The organism is Sphingomonas sp. (assembly GCF_019635455.1).
Classification (GTDB): Bacteria; Pseudomonadota; Alphaproteobacteria; order Sphingomonadales; family Sphingomonadaceae; genus Sphingomonas.
Genome location: NZ_JAHBZJ010000003.1, coordinates 304400 through 321956 on the forward strand (window position 1 = coordinate 304400; position 17557 = coordinate 321956).

10 protein-coding genes and 2 tRNA genes are annotated in these 17557 nt (G+C 65.0%); 5 read left to right on the forward strand and 7 right to left on the reverse strand.

Translation table 11 applies throughout. The features are described 5' to 3' along the window. Positions 1–1500 carry a glucoamylase family protein gene (locus KF783_RS06265; protein ID WP_294077456.1) on the reverse strand — a complete coding sequence of 500 codons (1500 nt, stop codon included), beginning with the start codon at positions 1498–1500 and terminating at the stop codon, positions 1–3. Positions 1501–1575: 75 nt separating this feature from the next. Next, on the reverse strand, positions 1576–4668 hold the full coding sequence (locus KF783_RS06270; RefSeq protein ID WP_294077458.1) for a TonB-dependent receptor: 3093 nt from the start codon (positions 4666–4668) through the stop codon (positions 1576–1578). Between the two features lie 224 nt (positions 4669–4892). Between KF783_RS06270 and bglX the strand changes: the two genes are divergently transcribed. The 4 genes from bglX (at position 4893) to KF783_RS06290 (ending at position 11487) form a co-directional block, all read left to right on the forward strand. Then, entirely contained in the window at positions 4893–7202 is a 2310-nt protein-coding gene (bglX, locus tag KF783_RS06275; RefSeq protein WP_294077460.1) for a beta-glucosidase BglX, read from the forward strand. A gap of 7 nt (positions 7203–7209) precedes the next feature. Next, a complete protein-coding gene (locus KF783_RS06280; RefSeq protein ID WP_294077462.1) occupies positions 7210–8802 on the forward strand; it encodes a sulfatase in 1593 nt (530 codons plus the stop codon). Between the two features lie 187 nt (positions 8803–8989). Further along, entirely contained in the window at positions 8990–9976 is a 987-nt protein-coding gene (locus KF783_RS06285; RefSeq protein WP_294077464.1) for a hypothetical protein, read from the forward strand. Beyond that, positions 9973–11487 carry a hypothetical protein gene (locus tag KF783_RS06290; RefSeq protein ID WP_294077466.1) on the forward strand — a complete coding sequence of 505 codons (1515 nt, stop codon included), beginning with the start codon at positions 9973–9975 and terminating at the stop codon, positions 11485–11487. Before KF783_RS06285 ends, KF783_RS06290 begins: the two co-directional genes overlap by 4 nt. Before the next feature lie 5 nt (positions 11488–11492). Here the strand turns inward: KF783_RS06290 and KF783_RS06295 are convergent. From KF783_RS06295 to KF783_RS06310, 4 genes are all read right to left on the reverse strand, one after another. Beyond that, positions 11493–11569, reverse strand: a tRNA-Pro gene (locus KF783_RS06295). Positions 11570–11617: 48 nt separating this feature from the next. Then, positions 11618–11694 (reverse strand) — tRNA-Ile (locus tag KF783_RS06300). A gap of 54 nt (positions 11695–11748) precedes the next feature. Beyond that, entirely contained in the window at positions 11749–12711 is a 963-nt protein-coding gene (locus KF783_RS06305) for a WalW protein (RefSeq protein ID WP_294077467.1), read from the reverse strand. Positions 12712–12787: 76 nt separating this feature from the next. Further along, the gene (locus KF783_RS06310) at positions 12788–15325 is read right to left on the reverse strand and encodes a HAMP domain-containing sensor histidine kinase (protein ID WP_294077468.1); all 2538 of its coding nucleotides are present in this window, start codon (positions 15323–15325) and stop codon (positions 12788–12790) included. 185 nt (positions 15326–15510) lie between these two features. On the opposite strand from KF783_RS06310, the gene KF783_RS06315 reads away from it, so the two are divergent. Then, positions 15511–15975, forward strand: coding sequence for an Lrp/AsnC family transcriptional regulator (locus KF783_RS06315; RefSeq protein WP_294077470.1), 465 nt, complete (start codon positions 15511–15513; stop codon positions 15973–15975). A gap of 60 nt (positions 15976–16035) precedes the next feature. On the opposite strand, the gene KF783_RS06320 is transcribed toward KF783_RS06315, so the two are convergent. Beyond that, the gene (locus KF783_RS06320; protein ID WP_294077471.1) at positions 16036–17325 is read right to left on the reverse strand and encodes a hypothetical protein; all 1290 of its coding nucleotides are present in this window, start codon (positions 17323–17325) and stop codon (positions 16036–16038) included. Positions 17326–17557: the final 232 nt, after the last annotated feature.

The following is a 17557-nucleotide window of genomic DNA, read 5'->3' on the forward strand; positions in this document are numbered from 1 at the left end:
TCAGCGCTGCCGGTCGAGCCAGCCGCCCTTGAACCCGATCCGTTTCAGCCCGCGCACGATATGCGGGTTTTTGCGCATCGTCTTCCACACCAGGCCGCTGCGGTGGTTCTCCATCATCGCCAGGATCGGTCCCTGGTCGATGCCAAGATAGTCGTTCGCGACCCAGCCCGTTTTCTGGCTCACCACCCCGGTCCGGTTGCGCTCATCAAGAAAGGTGTAGCTGGGGTTGAACGCGTCCTTGAACCCATATCGGGCATAGAGCCATTCGCCATAGGTCGCGCGCATCGCCATCAGCGCGGGAATCGTCACTTCGGGGGCAAAGGCGACCGATCCCCCCGCTGCCGTCGGCACGACGGTGCCGTCGTCCACCACGCGCGTCGCGCTGACGCCACGCGCGGAATAGCCCATGAATGTGCGCGGAATGCCGTTCACGCTGTATTTGTCCTTGGAATAGCCGGGGCCGTCCGACGCGGTCCAACCCCAGATATCGGCGCTATAGCCAACCCATTTGTTCGGATTGTCGGCGCCATAGGCACGCTGCGCCAGCGTCGCGCGGCGGCTGTTCTCGAAATAGTCGATCCCCTTCTTCGCCATGAAGGCGTCGCGGATGCCGCGGAAATCGACCCAGACATGGCTGTATTGATGACCGAACAGCGGCTCGAATTGCAGGAACTCCTGGCCGTAATATCGGCCCCAGTCCCGTTCGAGATGCGCCGCCCACCCCTTGTCCCACGCGCCCTTGTCCAGCGGGTGCGTGGGTGAGCCGAGCGCCAGGATATAGACCAGCATCCCCTCATTATAGCCGACCCAGTCATGCGTCCCGAAATCGCCGCCATTGCCACGTTCGGGATACCATCCCATCGCGATCGATTCCGGCCCTCCGCCATTGCCGGAGGGGATGGCGCTGTTCCGCCGCTGAACGAACGTCCAGTCGACGCGACCGTAGATCTTTTCGGCCAGATCGCGGATTTCCGCCTCGACCGGATCGGCGCGGTCGAAATAGCTCTGCGCGAACAGCACCCCGCCCAGCAGCAACGTCGTATCGACCGTCGACAGTTCGGTCTTGCCGTGGCGGGTGCCGTCGGCATTCTTGAGGAAGTGGTAGAAAAAGCCCTTATATCCGGCCACGCCGGTCGTTTCCGGTCCCTGCGGCGCGTTCCAGTAAAAGCGCAGGCAATCGCGCGTGCGCGCCGCCGCATCGGCACGGCTGACATAGCCGCGCTCCGCCCCGATCCCATAGGCGGTCAGCGCAAAACCCGTTGCGGCGATGCTGGAGAAGGGGTTGCTGGGCCAGCGATCGGGGGCAAGGCAGCGCGTGGTATCGGTCGTATCCCAGAAATAGGCGAAGGTCCGCCGGGTCAGATCCTCGGAAAACGCGGCGGCATCGGTGCCAGCGGGTGCGGCGGGTCCGGCGGCCGGCCCCACATCTCCCCCGGTCATCGTCGAACAGGCAGCAAGCGGCAGCGCCGCGAAGCCGAGCAGGGCGGACCGAAGGGACATGCGATACTCCTGTAACAAAAAAAGGGGCGCGCGGTCAGCAAGCTATGACCGCGCGCCCCGAACTGAACGGTCAGCTTAGAACGAGAAGCCGGCCGAGAACTTGAACGTCCGCATCGGATAGCCACCGACCGAATAACCGCTCAGATCACCGAACGTGCCGTTCTGGCCCGGGTTGATCGTCTTGTTGTTCGAATCGAACAGCGGGGTCGGATTGGTGTCGTTCGCGTTGGTGTTGTACTGCGTATAGTTACGCTCGTTCAGCACGTTCAGCACATCGACGCGGAACCGCACGCGGGTGTTCGACGTGATGAACGGCAGCGTGACATATTTGGTCAGCGCCAGGTCGATCTGACGCTGCGCCCACACATCGCCCAGGATGAACGGCTGGCGGTTGTTGCCTTCCGTCCCGACGACGATGCGCTTGCCATTTCCGTCGTTCGCGAACGCCGTCATGTACGGCGGCGACGACAGGGTGAGCTTGCCCGACAGGGTGAACTCGAACGGCAGATCGACGCTGCCCGCCGCGACGAAGCGATGCTTCGGCACGCCCGACGAACGCATGGTCGGATAATCGTCGACCGACGGGAAGTCGAGCGCGAAGGTCTGGCCAAAGGCGCGGTTTTCGGTCGCCTGGGTATAGGTATAGGTCGCCGTCAGGCTCCACGGCGAGGTCGGCGTGTAGCGCTTGTTCAGCTTGAAATAGGCCGTGTCCGCGCTCGTCTCGAGACCATTGGTGCCGATGATGATCGAACCGCGTCCCGGAGGCGCGCTGCCGAACGGCGAGCTCTGATTGCCGGTCGACTGGAAGAACTGGCCGTTCGCCAGTCGGTTGCCGAGCAGCAGCGCAAAGCCGTCATGGCTTTCGACATGGCTGTAGCCGACTTCCAGCTCGAGCAGGCTGCTCACGCGACCGCGCAGACCCAGGCTGAACTGATCCGAATACGGAACCTTCAGATCGTTGGTGAAGAAGCGCAGTTCCGACCCGCCAAGCGCACCGACCGACTGGACGAGCTGCGCACGACCCGCTTCGGTGAGATAGATCGGATTCCACACGACGCAGGTCGAGCTGGGCGTGCAGTTGTTGCGGGTATCGCCCGGCACCTGGAAATTGAAGGTACGCGTCGAATAGGACCCGACCTGCACTTCCTGTTGCAGGAAATCGAACTGGTTGCGGTCGTACGAACGGCCATAGCCACCGAACAGCACCCACTTCGCCGCATCGTCCAGCTCGTAGCTGAAGCCGATACGCGGCTGGAACGCGCCGAGGAACGTCTTCCGCTGCGTACCGTCGGTGAAATAGTCCGAAATGTTATAGTCGGCGTTGACGAGGTTCGGATAGTTCGCGGCGGAAACGGCGTTCTTCGACGCCTGGGTCGTCACGAAGTTGATGTACGACGGCGTGCGATCATAGTCCCAGCGGATACCGGCATTGATCGTCAGGCGATCGTTCACTTCCCAATCGTCCTGAACGTACAGGCCGAGCTGGAAGTTCTTCGACACCACTTCCGGGCTGCCACCCAGGCCCGAATTGAACCCGAACTGCACCCGATAGGGAACCTGGTCGTTCCACGTCCCGGTCAGGTTCTGCGCGGTCGGATTATACTGGGTGTTATACTCATAGGCGGCGTTGAACAGGTTCTGCTGCAACGTGCGCAGCGTGACCCACTTCGCCTTCACACCGGCCTTGATCGTGTGGCCTTCATATTTGGTGTAGGTGAAATCGTCCTGGAGGCCCCAACCCTTCTGGCCCTTGTCCTGATAGTTGGCACCGCCGCCGGTGCGGAAGATCTGCGCGTTGTTGGCGTCGCGGAAGATCGAGCTGTTCGCGAACACCCGGGGAGTGGGCGACCAGCGCGCATCCTCATAGGTGACCTTGAAATCATTCACCCAATTGTCGGCGGTATGTTCCCACCGTGCCAGGCCGCGATACTCGTCCACGTTCGAATCGATCGAGTTGCTGCGCAGGTTCGACCCCGAGTTCAGGCCCTCGCCGGTTTCGATACGCACCTTGCCCGACAGTTCGATCAGGTCGGATGTGGTCGGCGAGAAGGTCAGCTTGCCGAAATACAGGTCCTCGTTGAACACGCGGTTGGTCGAACCGAATTCGCCGAGATAGCTGGTCGGAATATTCTGGGTATTGTTCGTCGTACCCGGCAGGATATCGACCGGAACCTGCTGGCGCTTGCCTTCGTAGCTGACGAAGAAGTGCAGCAGATCCTTGACGATCGGACCGCCGAGCGAGCCACCGAACTGGAAGTCGCGGGTCTTTGCCTTGCCCGTGGTTCCCATCAGTTCAACCGGCGTCGCTTCGCGCAGATGCTGGTCGGTATAGTCGATGAAGCCTTCGCCGTGGAAGGTGTTCGTCCCCGACTTGGTCACCGCGGTAATCGCGACCGAGCTGACCTGATCGAACTCCGCCTTGTAGTTGGAGCTGATGACGCGATATTCGCCCACCGCCAGCTGCGGGAACGGGTTGCCCTGCGTCGAATCCTGCCCGGTCACGCCATTCTTGAGGACGTAATCCTTCTGGCCGACGCCATCGATGAAGATGTTGACCGTGCGGCTGTCCTGCGCACCGCCTTGCAGGCGCGACTGGCCGTTGGAACCGGTGACGAACTGCACGCCCGGCGCCAGATCGGCGAAGGCGAGGAAGTTGCGGTTGACCTGGGGCAGCTGCTCGATGTCGCGCTGCGTGATGTTCACGCCGACTTCGCCGCCTTCCATGGTGCGAATGCGGCTGCCGGTCACGATGATGCCTTCATCCCCGCCGGCGGCGGTCGTCGGGGCGGGCGCCGACAGGTCGAAGTCGAGAACCGCGTCCTGCGCGACCGACAGGCGGAACTCGTCGGTGCGGCGCACGCCGTTCGGCGTCGTGACTTCCAGGCGATAGGTCCCGGGCGGCAGCGAGGCGATGTTGTAGGTGCCGTCCGTACCCGCGGTGACGCTGCGCGTCAGGCCGGTATCGACGTTGATCGCGGTCACCTGGCTCACGCCGCCTTCGGCGGTGATCTTGCCGCGCAGCGACGCGTTCACCTGCTGCGCATAGGCCGGCGCGCTGAACCCGATGGCGAGTGCGGCGGCGCCGCTGCTCCACGCCAGCGCGGTGGCGAGCGCACGCGTCCGCGAACGACGGACATTCCTGTTGGTCACTGCATGTGATGACGTCACGGCATCCTCCCTGTTTGCCAAATTTCGTCGCATCCGACGGCGAATCGCCGCGAATCGAATGCGCGCCTTTTATCGTTCTTTTTTGATTTGTAACCGGTTTCATGATCGCTGTATAGAGGTTATGCACCGAGCTTCGTGACGCGCTCGCGTCAACTGCCCGGCCACTTGCGCTGCGCAACATGCGCGCCGCAGCCAGAACAGAATCGATTTAGGGAAGGACCGATATGCCCCGCTCATTGCCGCGCCTGGCGCTTGTCTCGTTGCTGCTTGCCGGGACGGTTTCCTCCCCCGCCCTGCTCGCCCGCCCCGCGCCACAGGCAAAGCAGACCGCGCAGGCCGATTCGGCGTCCTGGACGCGCGCCGATCCGAAGATGGATCGCTTCATCGACGAGCTGATGGCGAAGATGACGCTTCAGGAAAAGATCGGCCAGCTGACGCTCTTCACCAGCAACTGGGAAGCGACCGGCCCGACGATGCGCGAGGGATATAAGGACGATATCCGCGCCGGCCGCGTCGGTGCGATCTTCAACGCCTATACCGCGAAATATACGCGCGAGCTTCAGCGCATGGCCGTCGAAGAGACCCGGCTGAAGATCCCGCTGCTGTTCGGCTATGACGTGATCCACGGTCATCGCACCATCTTCCCGATCTCGCTCGGCGAATCGGCGAGCTGGGACCTCGCCGCGATCGAAAAGGCCGCGCATGTCGCCGCGACCGAAGCGGCGGCGGAGGGGATCCACTGGACGTTTGCGCCGATGGTCGATATCGCCCGCGATCCGCGCTGGGGCCGCATGTCGGAAGGCGCCGGCGAGGACGTGTATCTGGGCGAGCAGATCGCCAGAGCGCGGGTGCGCGGGTTCCAGGGCAACGACCTGTCGAAACCCGACACGATCCTGGCCACCGCCAAGCATTTCGCCGCCTATGGCGCGGCGCAGGCGGGACGCGACTATCACACGGTCGATATTTCCGAACGCACGCTGCGCGACGTCTATCTGCCCCCGTTCAAGGCGGCGGCGGATGCAGGCGCGGCGACCTTCATGACCTCGTTCAACGAAGTCGATGGTGTCCCCGCCTCGGGCAACCACTATCTGCTGACCGACGTGCTGCGCGAGAAATGGGGGTTCAAGGGCTTCGTCGTCACCGACTATACCTCGATCAACGAAATGGTCGCCCATGGCTATTCGAAGGACCTGAAACAGGCCGGCGAACAGGCGATCAACGCCGGTGTCGACATGGACATGCAGGGCGCGGTATTCATGGAAAACCTTGCCAGATCGGTGGCCGAGGGCAAGGTCGATGTGAAGCGCATCGATGCCGCCGTCCGCGCGATCCTGGAGATGAAGTACCGCCTCGGCCTGTTCGAGGACCCCTATCGCTATGCCGATGAGGCGCGTGAGAAGGCGACGATCTACAAGCCCGAATTCCTGGCCGCCGCCCGCGATGTCGCCCGCCGGTCGATCGTGCTGCTCAAAAACGCGAACAACACCCTCCCCCTTGCCGCAACCGCAAAGTCGATCGCGGTGATCGGTCCCCTTGGCGACAGCAAGACCGACATGATCGGCAGCTGGTCCGCAGCGGGCGACCGCAAGACGCGGCCCGTCACCCTGTTGGAGGGGCTGAAGGCGCGCGCGCCCAAGGGTACGGCGGTCGCCTATGCAAAGGGTGCCAGCTACGCGTTCGAGGATGCGGGCAAGAGCGACGGCTTTGCGGAGGCGATCGCGCTGGCGCAGAAATCCGACGTCATCATCGCCGCGATGGGCGAGCGGTGGGACATGACCGGCGAAGCGGCGAGCCGCACCTCGCTCGACCTGCCGGGCAATCAGGAAGCGCTCCTCAAGGAACTGAAGAAGCTGGGCAAGCCGATCATCCTGGTGATGATGTCCGGACGGCCCAACAGCATCGCGTGGGAAGACGCCAATGTCGATGCGATCCTGCACGCATGGTATCCCGGAACGATGGGCGGCGCGGCGATCGCCGACGTGCTCTATGGCGATTACAATCCCTCGGGCCGCCTGACCGTCACCTTCCCGCGCAATGTCGGCCAGGTGCCGATCTATTACGACATGAAGAATACCGGCCGGCCGATCGATCCGGCCAAGCCGAACGAGAAATATGTCTCGCGCTATCTCAACACGCCCAACACGCCGCTCTATCCGTTCGGCTACGGCCTCAGCTACACGACGTTCGGCTATTCGCCGGTCACGCTCGACAAGGCGAAGATTCGCCCCGGCGAAACGCTCACCGCCAGCGTCACCGTGACCAACACCGGCACGCGCGATGGCGAGGAAGTCGTTCAGCTGTACGTCCGCGATCTGGTCGGATCGGTCACCCGCCCCGTCAAGCAGCTCAAGGGGTTCGAAAAGGTGATGCTGAAAAAGGGCGAGGCGCGTACGATCCGATTCCGCCTGTCGGACAAGGATCTCGCCTTTACCCGGCAGGACATGAGCTGGGGCGCCGAACCAGGCGCGTTCACGCTGTGGATCGGCCCGTCATCGGCCCAGGGGTCGGAGGCGTCGTTCGAACTGACGGAGTAGAAATCCGATGTCCAAGCGCCTGATCGCCGCTATCGCCGCCGCCCCGCTCTTGCTCGGCTGGACGGCGGACGCCCGCCAACGGCCGCAGGCGGCTCCCCCCCAGACGGCAACGACCGAACGCCCCAATATCGTCTTCATCATGGCGGACGATCATGGCTATCAGGCGATTTCGGCCTATGGCGGTCCGATCGCGCGCCTGGCACCGACGCCGAACATCGATCGGATCGCGCGCGACGGGGCGCTGTTCACCAACAGCTTCGTCGGCAATTCGCTGTGCGGACCCAGCCGCGCGACGATGCTGACCGGCCAGCAGAGCAACCGGCACGGTTTTACCCGCAACGGACAGAAGTTCGACAACAGCGTATGGAACTGGCCCCGCGCGCTTTCCCGGGCCGGCTATGCCACGGCGATGTTCGGCAAGTGGCACATCAACTATTCGCCCGAAGGCATCGGCTTCGACGACTGGAAGGTGCTCGACGATCAGGGCGAATATTACAACCCCGACATCATCACGCCCAAGGGGCGCAGCATCGTCGAGGGATATGCGACCGACCTGACCACGCAATACAGCCTCGACTGGCTGAAAAACGGGCGCGACAAGTCAAAGCCGTTCGCGATCCTGATCCATCACAAGGCGCCGCACCGCAATTTCATGCCGGCGCTGCGCCATCTCACCAAATATCAGAACGTCAAATTCCCGCTGCCGCCCACCTATTACGATCGGTATGGCGGCCGCCCCGCCGCCGCGGCGCAGGAAATGAACATCTATCGCGACATGTATGAGGGCCATGACCTCAAGATGACGGTCGGGGTGGGGTCGGCGAAACTGCGCTACAATCGCTGGCCCGGCGCGTTCGACCGGATGACGCATGACCAGCAGGCCGAATGGGACCGGCTGATGCAGCCCGACAATGATCGGATGAATGCCGCCAACCTGAAAGGCCGCGCGCTGGCCGAATGGAAATATCAGCGGTATCTTCAGCAATATCTCGCCACCGTCGCCTCGGTCGATGAAGGCGTGGGGGCGGTGCTCGACTATCTCGATCAGTCGGGGCTGAGCCGGAACACGATCGTCGTCTACACCTCTGACCAGGGATTTTACCTTGGCGAACATGGCTGGTTCGACAAGCGGTTCATGTACGAGGAATCGCTGCGCACGCCGTTCATGATCCGGTGGCCGGGACATATCCGGCCCGGCACGAAAGTGTCGGCCTTCATCCAGAATATCGACTATGCGCCGACCTTCCTTGCTGCCGCCGGCGTGCCGGCGCCCGCGTCGGTACAGGGCCGCGCGCTCGAACCGCTATTCGACGGCAAGGCTCCCGCCGACTGGCGCAAGGACGTCTATTACCATTATTTCGAATTTCCCGGCTTTCACGCCGTCCGCGCCCATTATGGCGTTCGCGATGCGCGCTACAAGCTGATGCGCTTCTATGGCGATATCGATCAGTGGGAATTCTACGACCTGAAGAGCGATCCGAATGAACTGCGCAACCGCATCGACGATCCCACGATGCGGCCGCAGATCGCGCGGCTGAAGGCGCGCCTGATCGCCCTGCGCCGCGACTATGGCGACGATCAGGGACCGGCGGTGAATTGAGGCGGAGAGACCGGCCGCCTTTTGCTGAATCCCGCGATTGGCGGATGCCCGTTTACGCCGAGTCGCGATGCCATCTACCGGGCGTCGGCGACCAATTGGCTGATTTGACGGAATAAAAATTCGCATTGATTTCGCGCCCGTCGCGTCGCCTATTCGACGTCAAAAATCGAGTGGGGGAACCGGCCGAATGCGGTACGCGATCTTCTGGGCGGCGCTCACCGGGCTGGCGATTCCGGTCGCGACCCTGGCGGGCCAGTCGGGCGGCGACGCCGCCGCTTCCTCACGGCCCTGGCTTCGGCCCATCGAATTGCGCCCGGGCGAATATGTCGTCACCACCCTGGACGGGTGCAAGGCGATCTATGACGGCTCGCTGAATCCCGACCGCGCCAACGGATTGTCGCAGAAGCGCTGGGCCGGTGCCTGCCGCTTTGGCTATGTCGATCAGTCGGGCGTGATGTACGACAAGGCCGGCTCCCAGGACTTCAGCTTTCACCTCGGCAAGGAGGTGCTGAAACCCGACGAGCGATGGGCCTGGTCGCGCGCCTTCACGCCCGAATATCGCGTGAAATATCTCCAGTCATGGGAGAAATCGCTGCCCGAGTTCATCCAGCGAACCGACCGCAGCTTCACGGCGACCGTCTTTGGCGCAAACACCGTCAGCGCGTTCGAGAAATATGAATACACGCCCGGTCGCGTCGAGTTTCATTCGCTGGCAGTCGGATTTGCGGCATGCCCGGAAAAGGCGGAACGGGCCGCGCTCAAAACCTATCCGACGGTGTTCCGAAAAACCTTTCTCGAAAAGGGCGCGGCGCAGCGGATTTTGAGCGGCTGTTCGGCCAACTATCCCGACGCGGTCACCCTGCCGGGAATCGTGACCGGCCATCGTTTCGGCAATATCGATGGTCAGGGTCGCATCGCGTGGCAGGACGTCGGGATCGACACGGCGATCACCTTTCACCCCTGCGCAGGGACGCTGGTCAGCAAATGTCTGGACGAGGTCGCACCGGTGCTGGCCGCGTGGCGCGCCGAATTCGCCGAACTGAAAGCGCAGGAGGCGCAAAACCTGGCGAACGAACTGACCGAAATGGACACCCGCTTCGCCGGCAACCAGGCGGCATATGACGCCCGGTTGCGCGCGTTGCGCGCCCGGCCCCAGATCGGAGGCGCACAATGAAGCCCGCCCTGTCCGGCCTGCGGCGGCTGGCGCTCATCCTCATGCTCGCGCTGATCGTGCCGGCGTCGCATCCCGAGCCCGTGCGCGCCCAGGCGCCGCAATATGATGCGAATTGCAATCCGCGTACCTGGGACGACGATACCGCTTTTCAGGCCGAACTGTGCAGCGCCCATGTCGGATGCCGGATGGTGTTCGGCCTCGCCAAGATCTGCGGCAAGGTGAAGTCGTTCTTCAACAAGATCGGCTCGCTGTTCTCCCGCGATGGCGAAATCGACAATAACGACGTGTTCGACGCGGCGACCGATGATCTGGTCACCACGCCGGCCGTCGATGGCTATGTCGGCATCGCGCGGAATACCGGCCGTCGCCTGACGTCGAGCGAGGCGAAGAGCGCGCCGGGCAGCACGATCACCTCAACGACCAGCTATACGGTGACCGATGGCCGCCTCACCTATGTTGAAAGTCAGACGGGAAAGCCGGGGGTCATGCCCGGCTCCGGCACCCCGACCGTTTCGATCGGCGACGACGGCCGCATGGTCCGGGGCCTTGTCGGCGACAAGGGGCTGAACGGGATCGGCGAAATCCGCGATCCCGACGGCACCGTTCGCGGGGGCTATTTCAGCAACGGAAAGCAGCAGGGCAACGGATTCGTTTCGGGGAGCGAAGGCGGGCGCGCCTATGTGACCGAGGGCGTGTTCGCCGACGACAAACTCAACGGCCGCGCAACGACGACGTTCGGGGATCGGTCCTCGCGCCGCGAATTGTGGGAAGGGGGAACGCGCATCGCCGTCGGCCCGTCCGCTCCCGCCGGGCAGGCCCCGGTCGAGGCGGTATACAAATCCCCCGCGCAGCTGGCGGCTGAGGAAGAGCAGGCATTCGCGGCCAGCATCGCCAAAATGGGTCCCGGCGAGTTGTTCGCAAAGGCGGACGAACTGCGCGCCGCCGGCAAGCTGGACCTTGCCCGTCAGACGTTGCGCAGCCTGGTCTCGCGCTTCCCCAACTCCCCGCTGGCCGCGACCGCTGCACAACAGCTGAGCGGATTTGGCGGGGGTGGTTCGTCCGGAACCCGGCCTGGCGGCGGTTCGCCGGGAGGGGGCGCCGCGCCATCGCCCGGATCGCCGGGCGGCGCCGTCGGGACCCGGCCCGCCCCCCCGGGCGGTGGCGGCAATTACCGGACACAGATCCCCGATCCGATCCTGACGGCCAGCTGGTACAATCGCTATACCGCGCACAACCTGCCCCTCGCCGAATGCAAGGCGCAGGCGAATGGCGATGTTCAGCGCAACCTGGCGGCACGGATCAAGCCCATGCAGAGCACCGGTTCGGCCGCCTATTCGGCGCGGGCGGCGGCGATCATGCTCGAATTCGCCATGGTCGTCTTCCGCCAGTGCGAACAGGACCCCCAGCTCGCCCCGGTACTGACGCAGCTGTCGAATACCAGGCGGCAAACCATCCAGACCTGCCGTCAGGTCGCAACTGGCCCGTCAATGTGTACCGAACCCTGGGAATGATGCGTTGGTCGGGGAGACAGGATTCGAACCTGCGACATCTTGCTCCCAAAGCAAGCGCGCTACCGGGCTGCGCCACTCCCCGACCGAACGGCCCGCCTAGACGCGGACCGGGACAAAGGCAATCGTCCGCTGGTGGGCCCGGCAGGACTTGAACCCGCAACCTAGCCGTTATGAGCGGCCAGCTCTAACCAATTGAGCTACAGGCCCCCAGCGAAGGCCATGGCGATTACGGGCGAACCGCGCATCCGGCAAGCGATCAGATCAGCGGGCGGCGTCCAGCGCGGCGAGAATGTCGTCATGCGACGCGGGCGCGATGTTCAGCCGCGCGAGTTCGGCAAAGGCGGCCTCCCACCACGCCCGAAAGGCGCGCAGGTCCGCCGCGTCGCGCACATAGGGGGTGTGGCCGGGGGCCGCCGACGGCGAATGGTATGAAAAGAGCAGCAGGCGATGCTCCGCCTGCGCCGCGATCCGGATCGCGGCAATCGCATCGGCGATCGGCATATCCTCCGGCGTGAGCGCGACCCGCGACAAGAGACCAAGGCGCGCGGCCAATCCCGGTCCCCGGTCGATATGGCGGAGCAGGCGATGAAGCGCGCGTCCCCCCCGCCGCAACGCGCCGGTATAGACCGTGGTCAGCGGCAATTCGACAAGGTCGCCATGCCCGGTCCGGAAGGCGGCGTTGGGAATGTCACGAAAATCCGCGCCCCCGTCCGCCGAATAATCATAGCCCGAGCGCATCGAGGAATCGACGCGATAGCCCGCCTCCGCCAGCAGGCGCAGCGTGTTGGGGCCAAGGCCGTAGCGGCCGGTGCGGAACATGCGCGGACGCGCGCCGAATGCGTGCGCGACCGCGCGGGTGATCGTCTCGATCTTCGCGCGCTCGAGATCACGCGGCAGGTTGCCGGCGAAACTGTTGCGCGGCGTCACCGCCTCTTCGAACGGGGGCGTGACCCACGGATGCAGCTGGGTCGCGATGGCCGATCCCCCATCGCCGAGCAATGCGTTGAGGATATCGACAGATTCGGCGCAGGTCGCGATCGGATGATCGATCATGAACGTCGCCGGCACCCCATGCGCGACGAACAGGGCATGAAGATCGGGAAGCGCCCGCATGGCACGCGTTCCATGATCGCGGCGCGTGAACGGGCGCGACCAGTCGAATTCCTCCTCGGTATCGACAAACACCGCGAAGCGGGTGCCAAAGCCATCTGGCCAGCGCACCATGGCGTCCGGCGCAGGCGCCGGCACGCGATACCCCCCGCAGGGCTGATGATCCTGATCGTCCACGACGGGCAGAGCGTTAGCGCAACTGCTCCAAAGACTTGGTTACCGCCGCCGGCAGCCGGATGGTCAACGCTTCGGTTTCGATGATCAACGCGCCCGACAGCTCGCGCGCAAGGTTCCGGATCAGGCGCAGGGCGAAGCCCGTGCCGAGCAGCGCGGCGCCCTCTTCCTCATCGTCGATCCCGAACAGCGCGTCGCCGTGATAGGCGGCAAGCGCGCGCGGCCGATCGAAGCGGATCGCGACGGCATCGTCGGCCGCGCTCAGCCTGACCTCCACCCGCTCCCCCTCCCCGGCCGCCGCGACCAGCGTCGCCAGCGTGCGGGAAAGCAGGCGCTCGACCGCGCGCGGATCGCCGCGCACGCCAAGATCGTCCACCGGCAACGCGACCCAGGCACCGCGCGTCGCCGCCAGCGGCCCCAGCTCGTCGGCGATGCGGGCGAGCAACGGGCGTACCGCAATCTCGCCGGGGTTGAGGTGAAGCGCCGACGCCTCGATCCGGGTCGCGATGTCGAGATCGTCGATCGCCGCCAGCAACGCGCGCGCATGCTCGCGGATCGCCGACGCCCGGTCGCGATAGGGTTCGGTCACCTCGCCCAGCATCTGCCGTTCGATCATTTCGGCAAAGCCGGCGATGGCGTTGGTCGGCGTGCGCAGTTCGTGCATCAGCTGACGCAGCGAATCCGCCGCGCGGGTTTCGCGCGTCGGCAATGGCTGTTCATCGACCCGTGGCCGCCGCGCGATGCCGCGATAGCCGGAAAAACGGCCGCTCGCCGGATCGAACACCGCGATCGCCGACATCCGCCAGTCGCCCGCCGCGTCACTCTCGCCGCCGACAAACAGGCGCGCGTCGCTGAACGCGGATCGCTGGCGAAATGCGCCCGCCGCGATCCCATCGACGCGCGAATCGCCGTTCGTCGCCGCAAGATCCAGTGCCAGGCCGACAAGCGGCGCGCGCGATACGCCGTCGATCCAGCGGATCACGCCCTTGTCATCGGTTTCGAACCGAAAACTGTCGCCGGTCGGAACCGGGGCGATCTGGGCCTCACGCTCCTGCTGGCGGACATAAAAGGCGTCGATCCGCGCGACGACGTCGGCGATCTCGAACGGTCCCGGCATCCCTGCGGTCGCGCCCGATTCCGTAGCGTAAACGCCGCCATCCGCCGCCGCGATATCGCGATCGGCGAGGATCAAATCTTCCCCTGACATGCCGCCTTGGTGCGCCTCTTGAGACTCCACGGCAAGCGTGCTGGCGGACTCGGAAACGGGTCCTGTCTCGCTTTGGGGCAAGGCGTCTGCGCTGCCCTCGCCATCGTCGTTCGCCGACTGGCGCAATGCCGCCGCGACCACCGGAATACCGCGCGCGACAGTGCCGACGGGAACGAAGGTCACATGCCGCGGCGCGGCCGGCGCCGGGGGCTGAGGCGTCGTTTCGCCCGGGGCCGCGTCCGGATTCCCGGCCGATATATCCGTGGTCTCGACCGCCTGCTCGGCCGCCGCCGGCACTTCGGGCGGCGCGGCATCGACCTCCTCTGCCGGTGCTTCAGCCGCTTCGACCGGCTGCTCGACCACTGCCGCCGTGTGGCCGGGGGCGTCAGGCTCGGTGTCGAGCACCGCGCGCAGGCGGAACCGACGGCGCGGCGGCGCGGCACCTTCCACCGTCGGCTGTGGGAGGACGATCTCGGGACCGGCGCGCGCGGCAAGGACATCGGTCCAGTCGATCGGATCGCCATCCGGTGCGGCGTGCGCCGGAGCAGTCGCCTCCGCCGCGACCTGTGCGGATGCCGCCGGTGCGGACGATGCCTCATACGCGGTCATCGCCGGTGCCGGATCCGGCAAGGCAAGGTCGGCTGCCCCCGCGACGACCATCGTCCAATCGATGTGCGCCGCCGCTTCGCTGTCGCTGGCCGAAACCGGACCGGCGGGGTTGGCCTCGGGAATTTCGGAGGCGGTGATGGCACGCGGCTCGCCCGCGGAAGCGACGGCGTCCACTCCGGCCGGCGCTGCGTCCGACGCAAAGGCGGGGCCGGGCATGTCGGCCTGCTCGATCTCGGGTTGCTCGATCTCGGTCTGCCCGATCTCGGCCTGCTCGATCTCCGGCGCAGTGATGGCGGGCGCGGGCGCCACCTCCCCCTCAATCGCGAAATCGATCGTCTGATAACTGGCGAGCGCTTCGGGAATCCCCGGCGGAAGGTCCCGGCGCGCGCGCAACACGCTGCGCCCGGCGCCCGAGAGCCGGGGGATCAGTTCGATCCATTCCCCCGACGCCAGGCGCGCGCTGCGCAACAGGGGCGCGGCGATGGCGATCGTGTCGGTCGCGCACAGCACCACCAGCGCGGCGGGCGGCTGAATCCCTTCCAGCGCCCGCGCGCTGGCGGCACGGACCGACACCGGCACGTCGGCGCGAATCGACGCCAGCAGCGCGACCGCGCGCGCGTCCGCCGGAACGCGGCGTCGGCCGATCAGATCGACCAGCTGGCGCCACATCGACGCCTTGCCATGCGGCGTCGAAACGTCTGCGGCCAGCACCGTTTCAAGGGTATCGTCGAAGCGCACCGAGCCTGTCGTCCTCCCGCGCGAGGAGCCGCCCGGTAACGAATCCTTAACCTCTAAACCGCCCCGCTGATACCGCCGATTTGGCGCCGTCGCATTGTGGGACAATTGCGCCGCGAAGTAATATTCTTATGCTAGAGAAAGCGAGTTGGACCGAATCATTCGGCCGAAGTGGAGACGGGACCAGGATGGCGTTCGACGAAATCGACCGGCAGATCATGGCACATCTGCAAAGTGACGGACGCATGACGAATGTCGAGCTGGCGGACCGGGTCGGGCTGACCGCCCCGCCCTGCCTGCGCCGCGTGCGCGCGCTGGAGGAACGTGGCGCGATTCGCGGCTATCACGCCGATCTCGACCCGGCATGGCTGGGCTATACGATCACCGTATTCGCGATGGTGAGCCTGAAGAGCCAGGCGGAGAGCGACCTTGCCGCGTTCGAGGCATATGTCGCCGAAATCCCTGAAATCCGCGAATGCTACATGTTGAGCGGCGATATCGATTTCATGCTGAAGATCGTCGCAAAGGACCTTAGCAGCTTTCAGCAGTTCCTGACCTCGCGCCTCACCACCGCGCCCAATGTCGCGCATGTCCGCACATCGCTCACGATGCGCTCGTCCAAATCGCTGCCCGGCGTCCCCGCCGACGCGTGAACGAGAAAGGGCGGCCCGAACACCGGACCGCCCTTCCCGCATGTTCCTGACCCCGCCGGATCAGCTGCCGCTCTGGTCCACATAGGTGGTCCAGAAGCGCGCGATGTCCGCGCGCGGCGATCCGGTGACCGCCGCGAACGCCGTCTTGGCCTCCGCCTTCTGCCCCGACAGCGCGAGCGCGATGCCCAGGCGCGTGTTCACCAGGTTGGTGTCCACCCCGCCCTTCTGCAACGCCATGCGATACAGTTCGATCGCCTTGGGCAGGTTGCGGCTGGCCAGATACGCGTCCGCGGTCTGCATCGCCAGGTCGCCGCGCGCTGCGGCGGCGGCCTTCTTCTCCTCGCCCGCCAGCGGCACCTCTGCCTTTTCGCGGCCGACCGCCTGGGCATAGATCTGATTGAGCGTCGTGCTGCTGGTCGAAATCTTGTTCGCCGCGCGGCCTTCCTCGATCACCGCCTTGGCCTCCCAGGGAAGGCCGCGACGCTGCGCCGCATCGGCATAGTCGAAATAATCGCTCTCGCCCGCCAGCGCCTTGGTCGCGCGCAGCAGCCGCAGCACGTCGAGCCGCTGGTCGGCGTCGAGCGTCACGCCCTTGGCCTTTTCCTGCTCCATGAAGACCATCAGCGACGAGCGCCAGGTTTCCGGCGTGGGATAGGCGGCGAGCTGCATGCTCAGCCACTTCGAAGCACCGGCCCGATCACCGCTCTGATACAGGCGCGACGTGGCGAGCTTGTACCACGCCTCGGGCGGCTTGCGACCCGCCGCAATCTCCGCCTTCACTGCGGATTCGAGGTTCGCGACCGCCGGTGCGACCTGCCCGGCATCGAACTGGATACGCGCCAGCTGCAGGTCCATCGACGACCCCTGCGGCACATAGCCAAGCTCACGCGCCTTCTCGAAATAGGGAATCGCCTCGGCCGACTTCCGCTGCTTCGACGGCGCGTCGGTCGCCTGCTGAAGCGTCAGATCGCCGCGGAAGAAGTTGAAACGCCCGCGATCGGCCTGCGGCGTGTTGGGATTGGCGATCAGCACGTCCAGCGCGCGGAGCATGCCCGCATTGTCCTTCAGATTGGCCGCAGTTTGCAGGCGAAAGTTCGCCGCATAGAATTTCTCGTCGTCATTCTGGGCCAGCGCGTCCAGCGCGTCCAGCTTCGTCGCGGCGGTCTGGTAATCCTTCGCCTTGATGAGCGTTTCGACTTCGGTCGCGGCCTTGCGAAATTCCGCGCTGACCTTCAGCTGCGGACCCTCGTCGCCCTTCTTCTTCTGCGCGGCCGCAGGCGTTGCGACCAGCAATGCGGGCGCGGTGACGGCCATCGCCGCGACAAGCGCAGCCTTCGAAACCAACTTCATCCAGGACTCTCCTTACGCGATTGGCGTGGCACAATGGGGCGCAATCGCTCTAGTCTTCCGCTCGCCATGGTCAAGGCGCGGCGAACAGTCGATTTTATGCCACCGACACGCTGAACGCTCATTGAACGGCGAAAGCTCCGCCCTCGCGTACGCGCGTGCGCGTGTACGCGCGCGGGCTTGGCAGGTGGTCCCCGGGCCGCTAGAGCGGTCACAATCCTGAAACAAGCCCAGA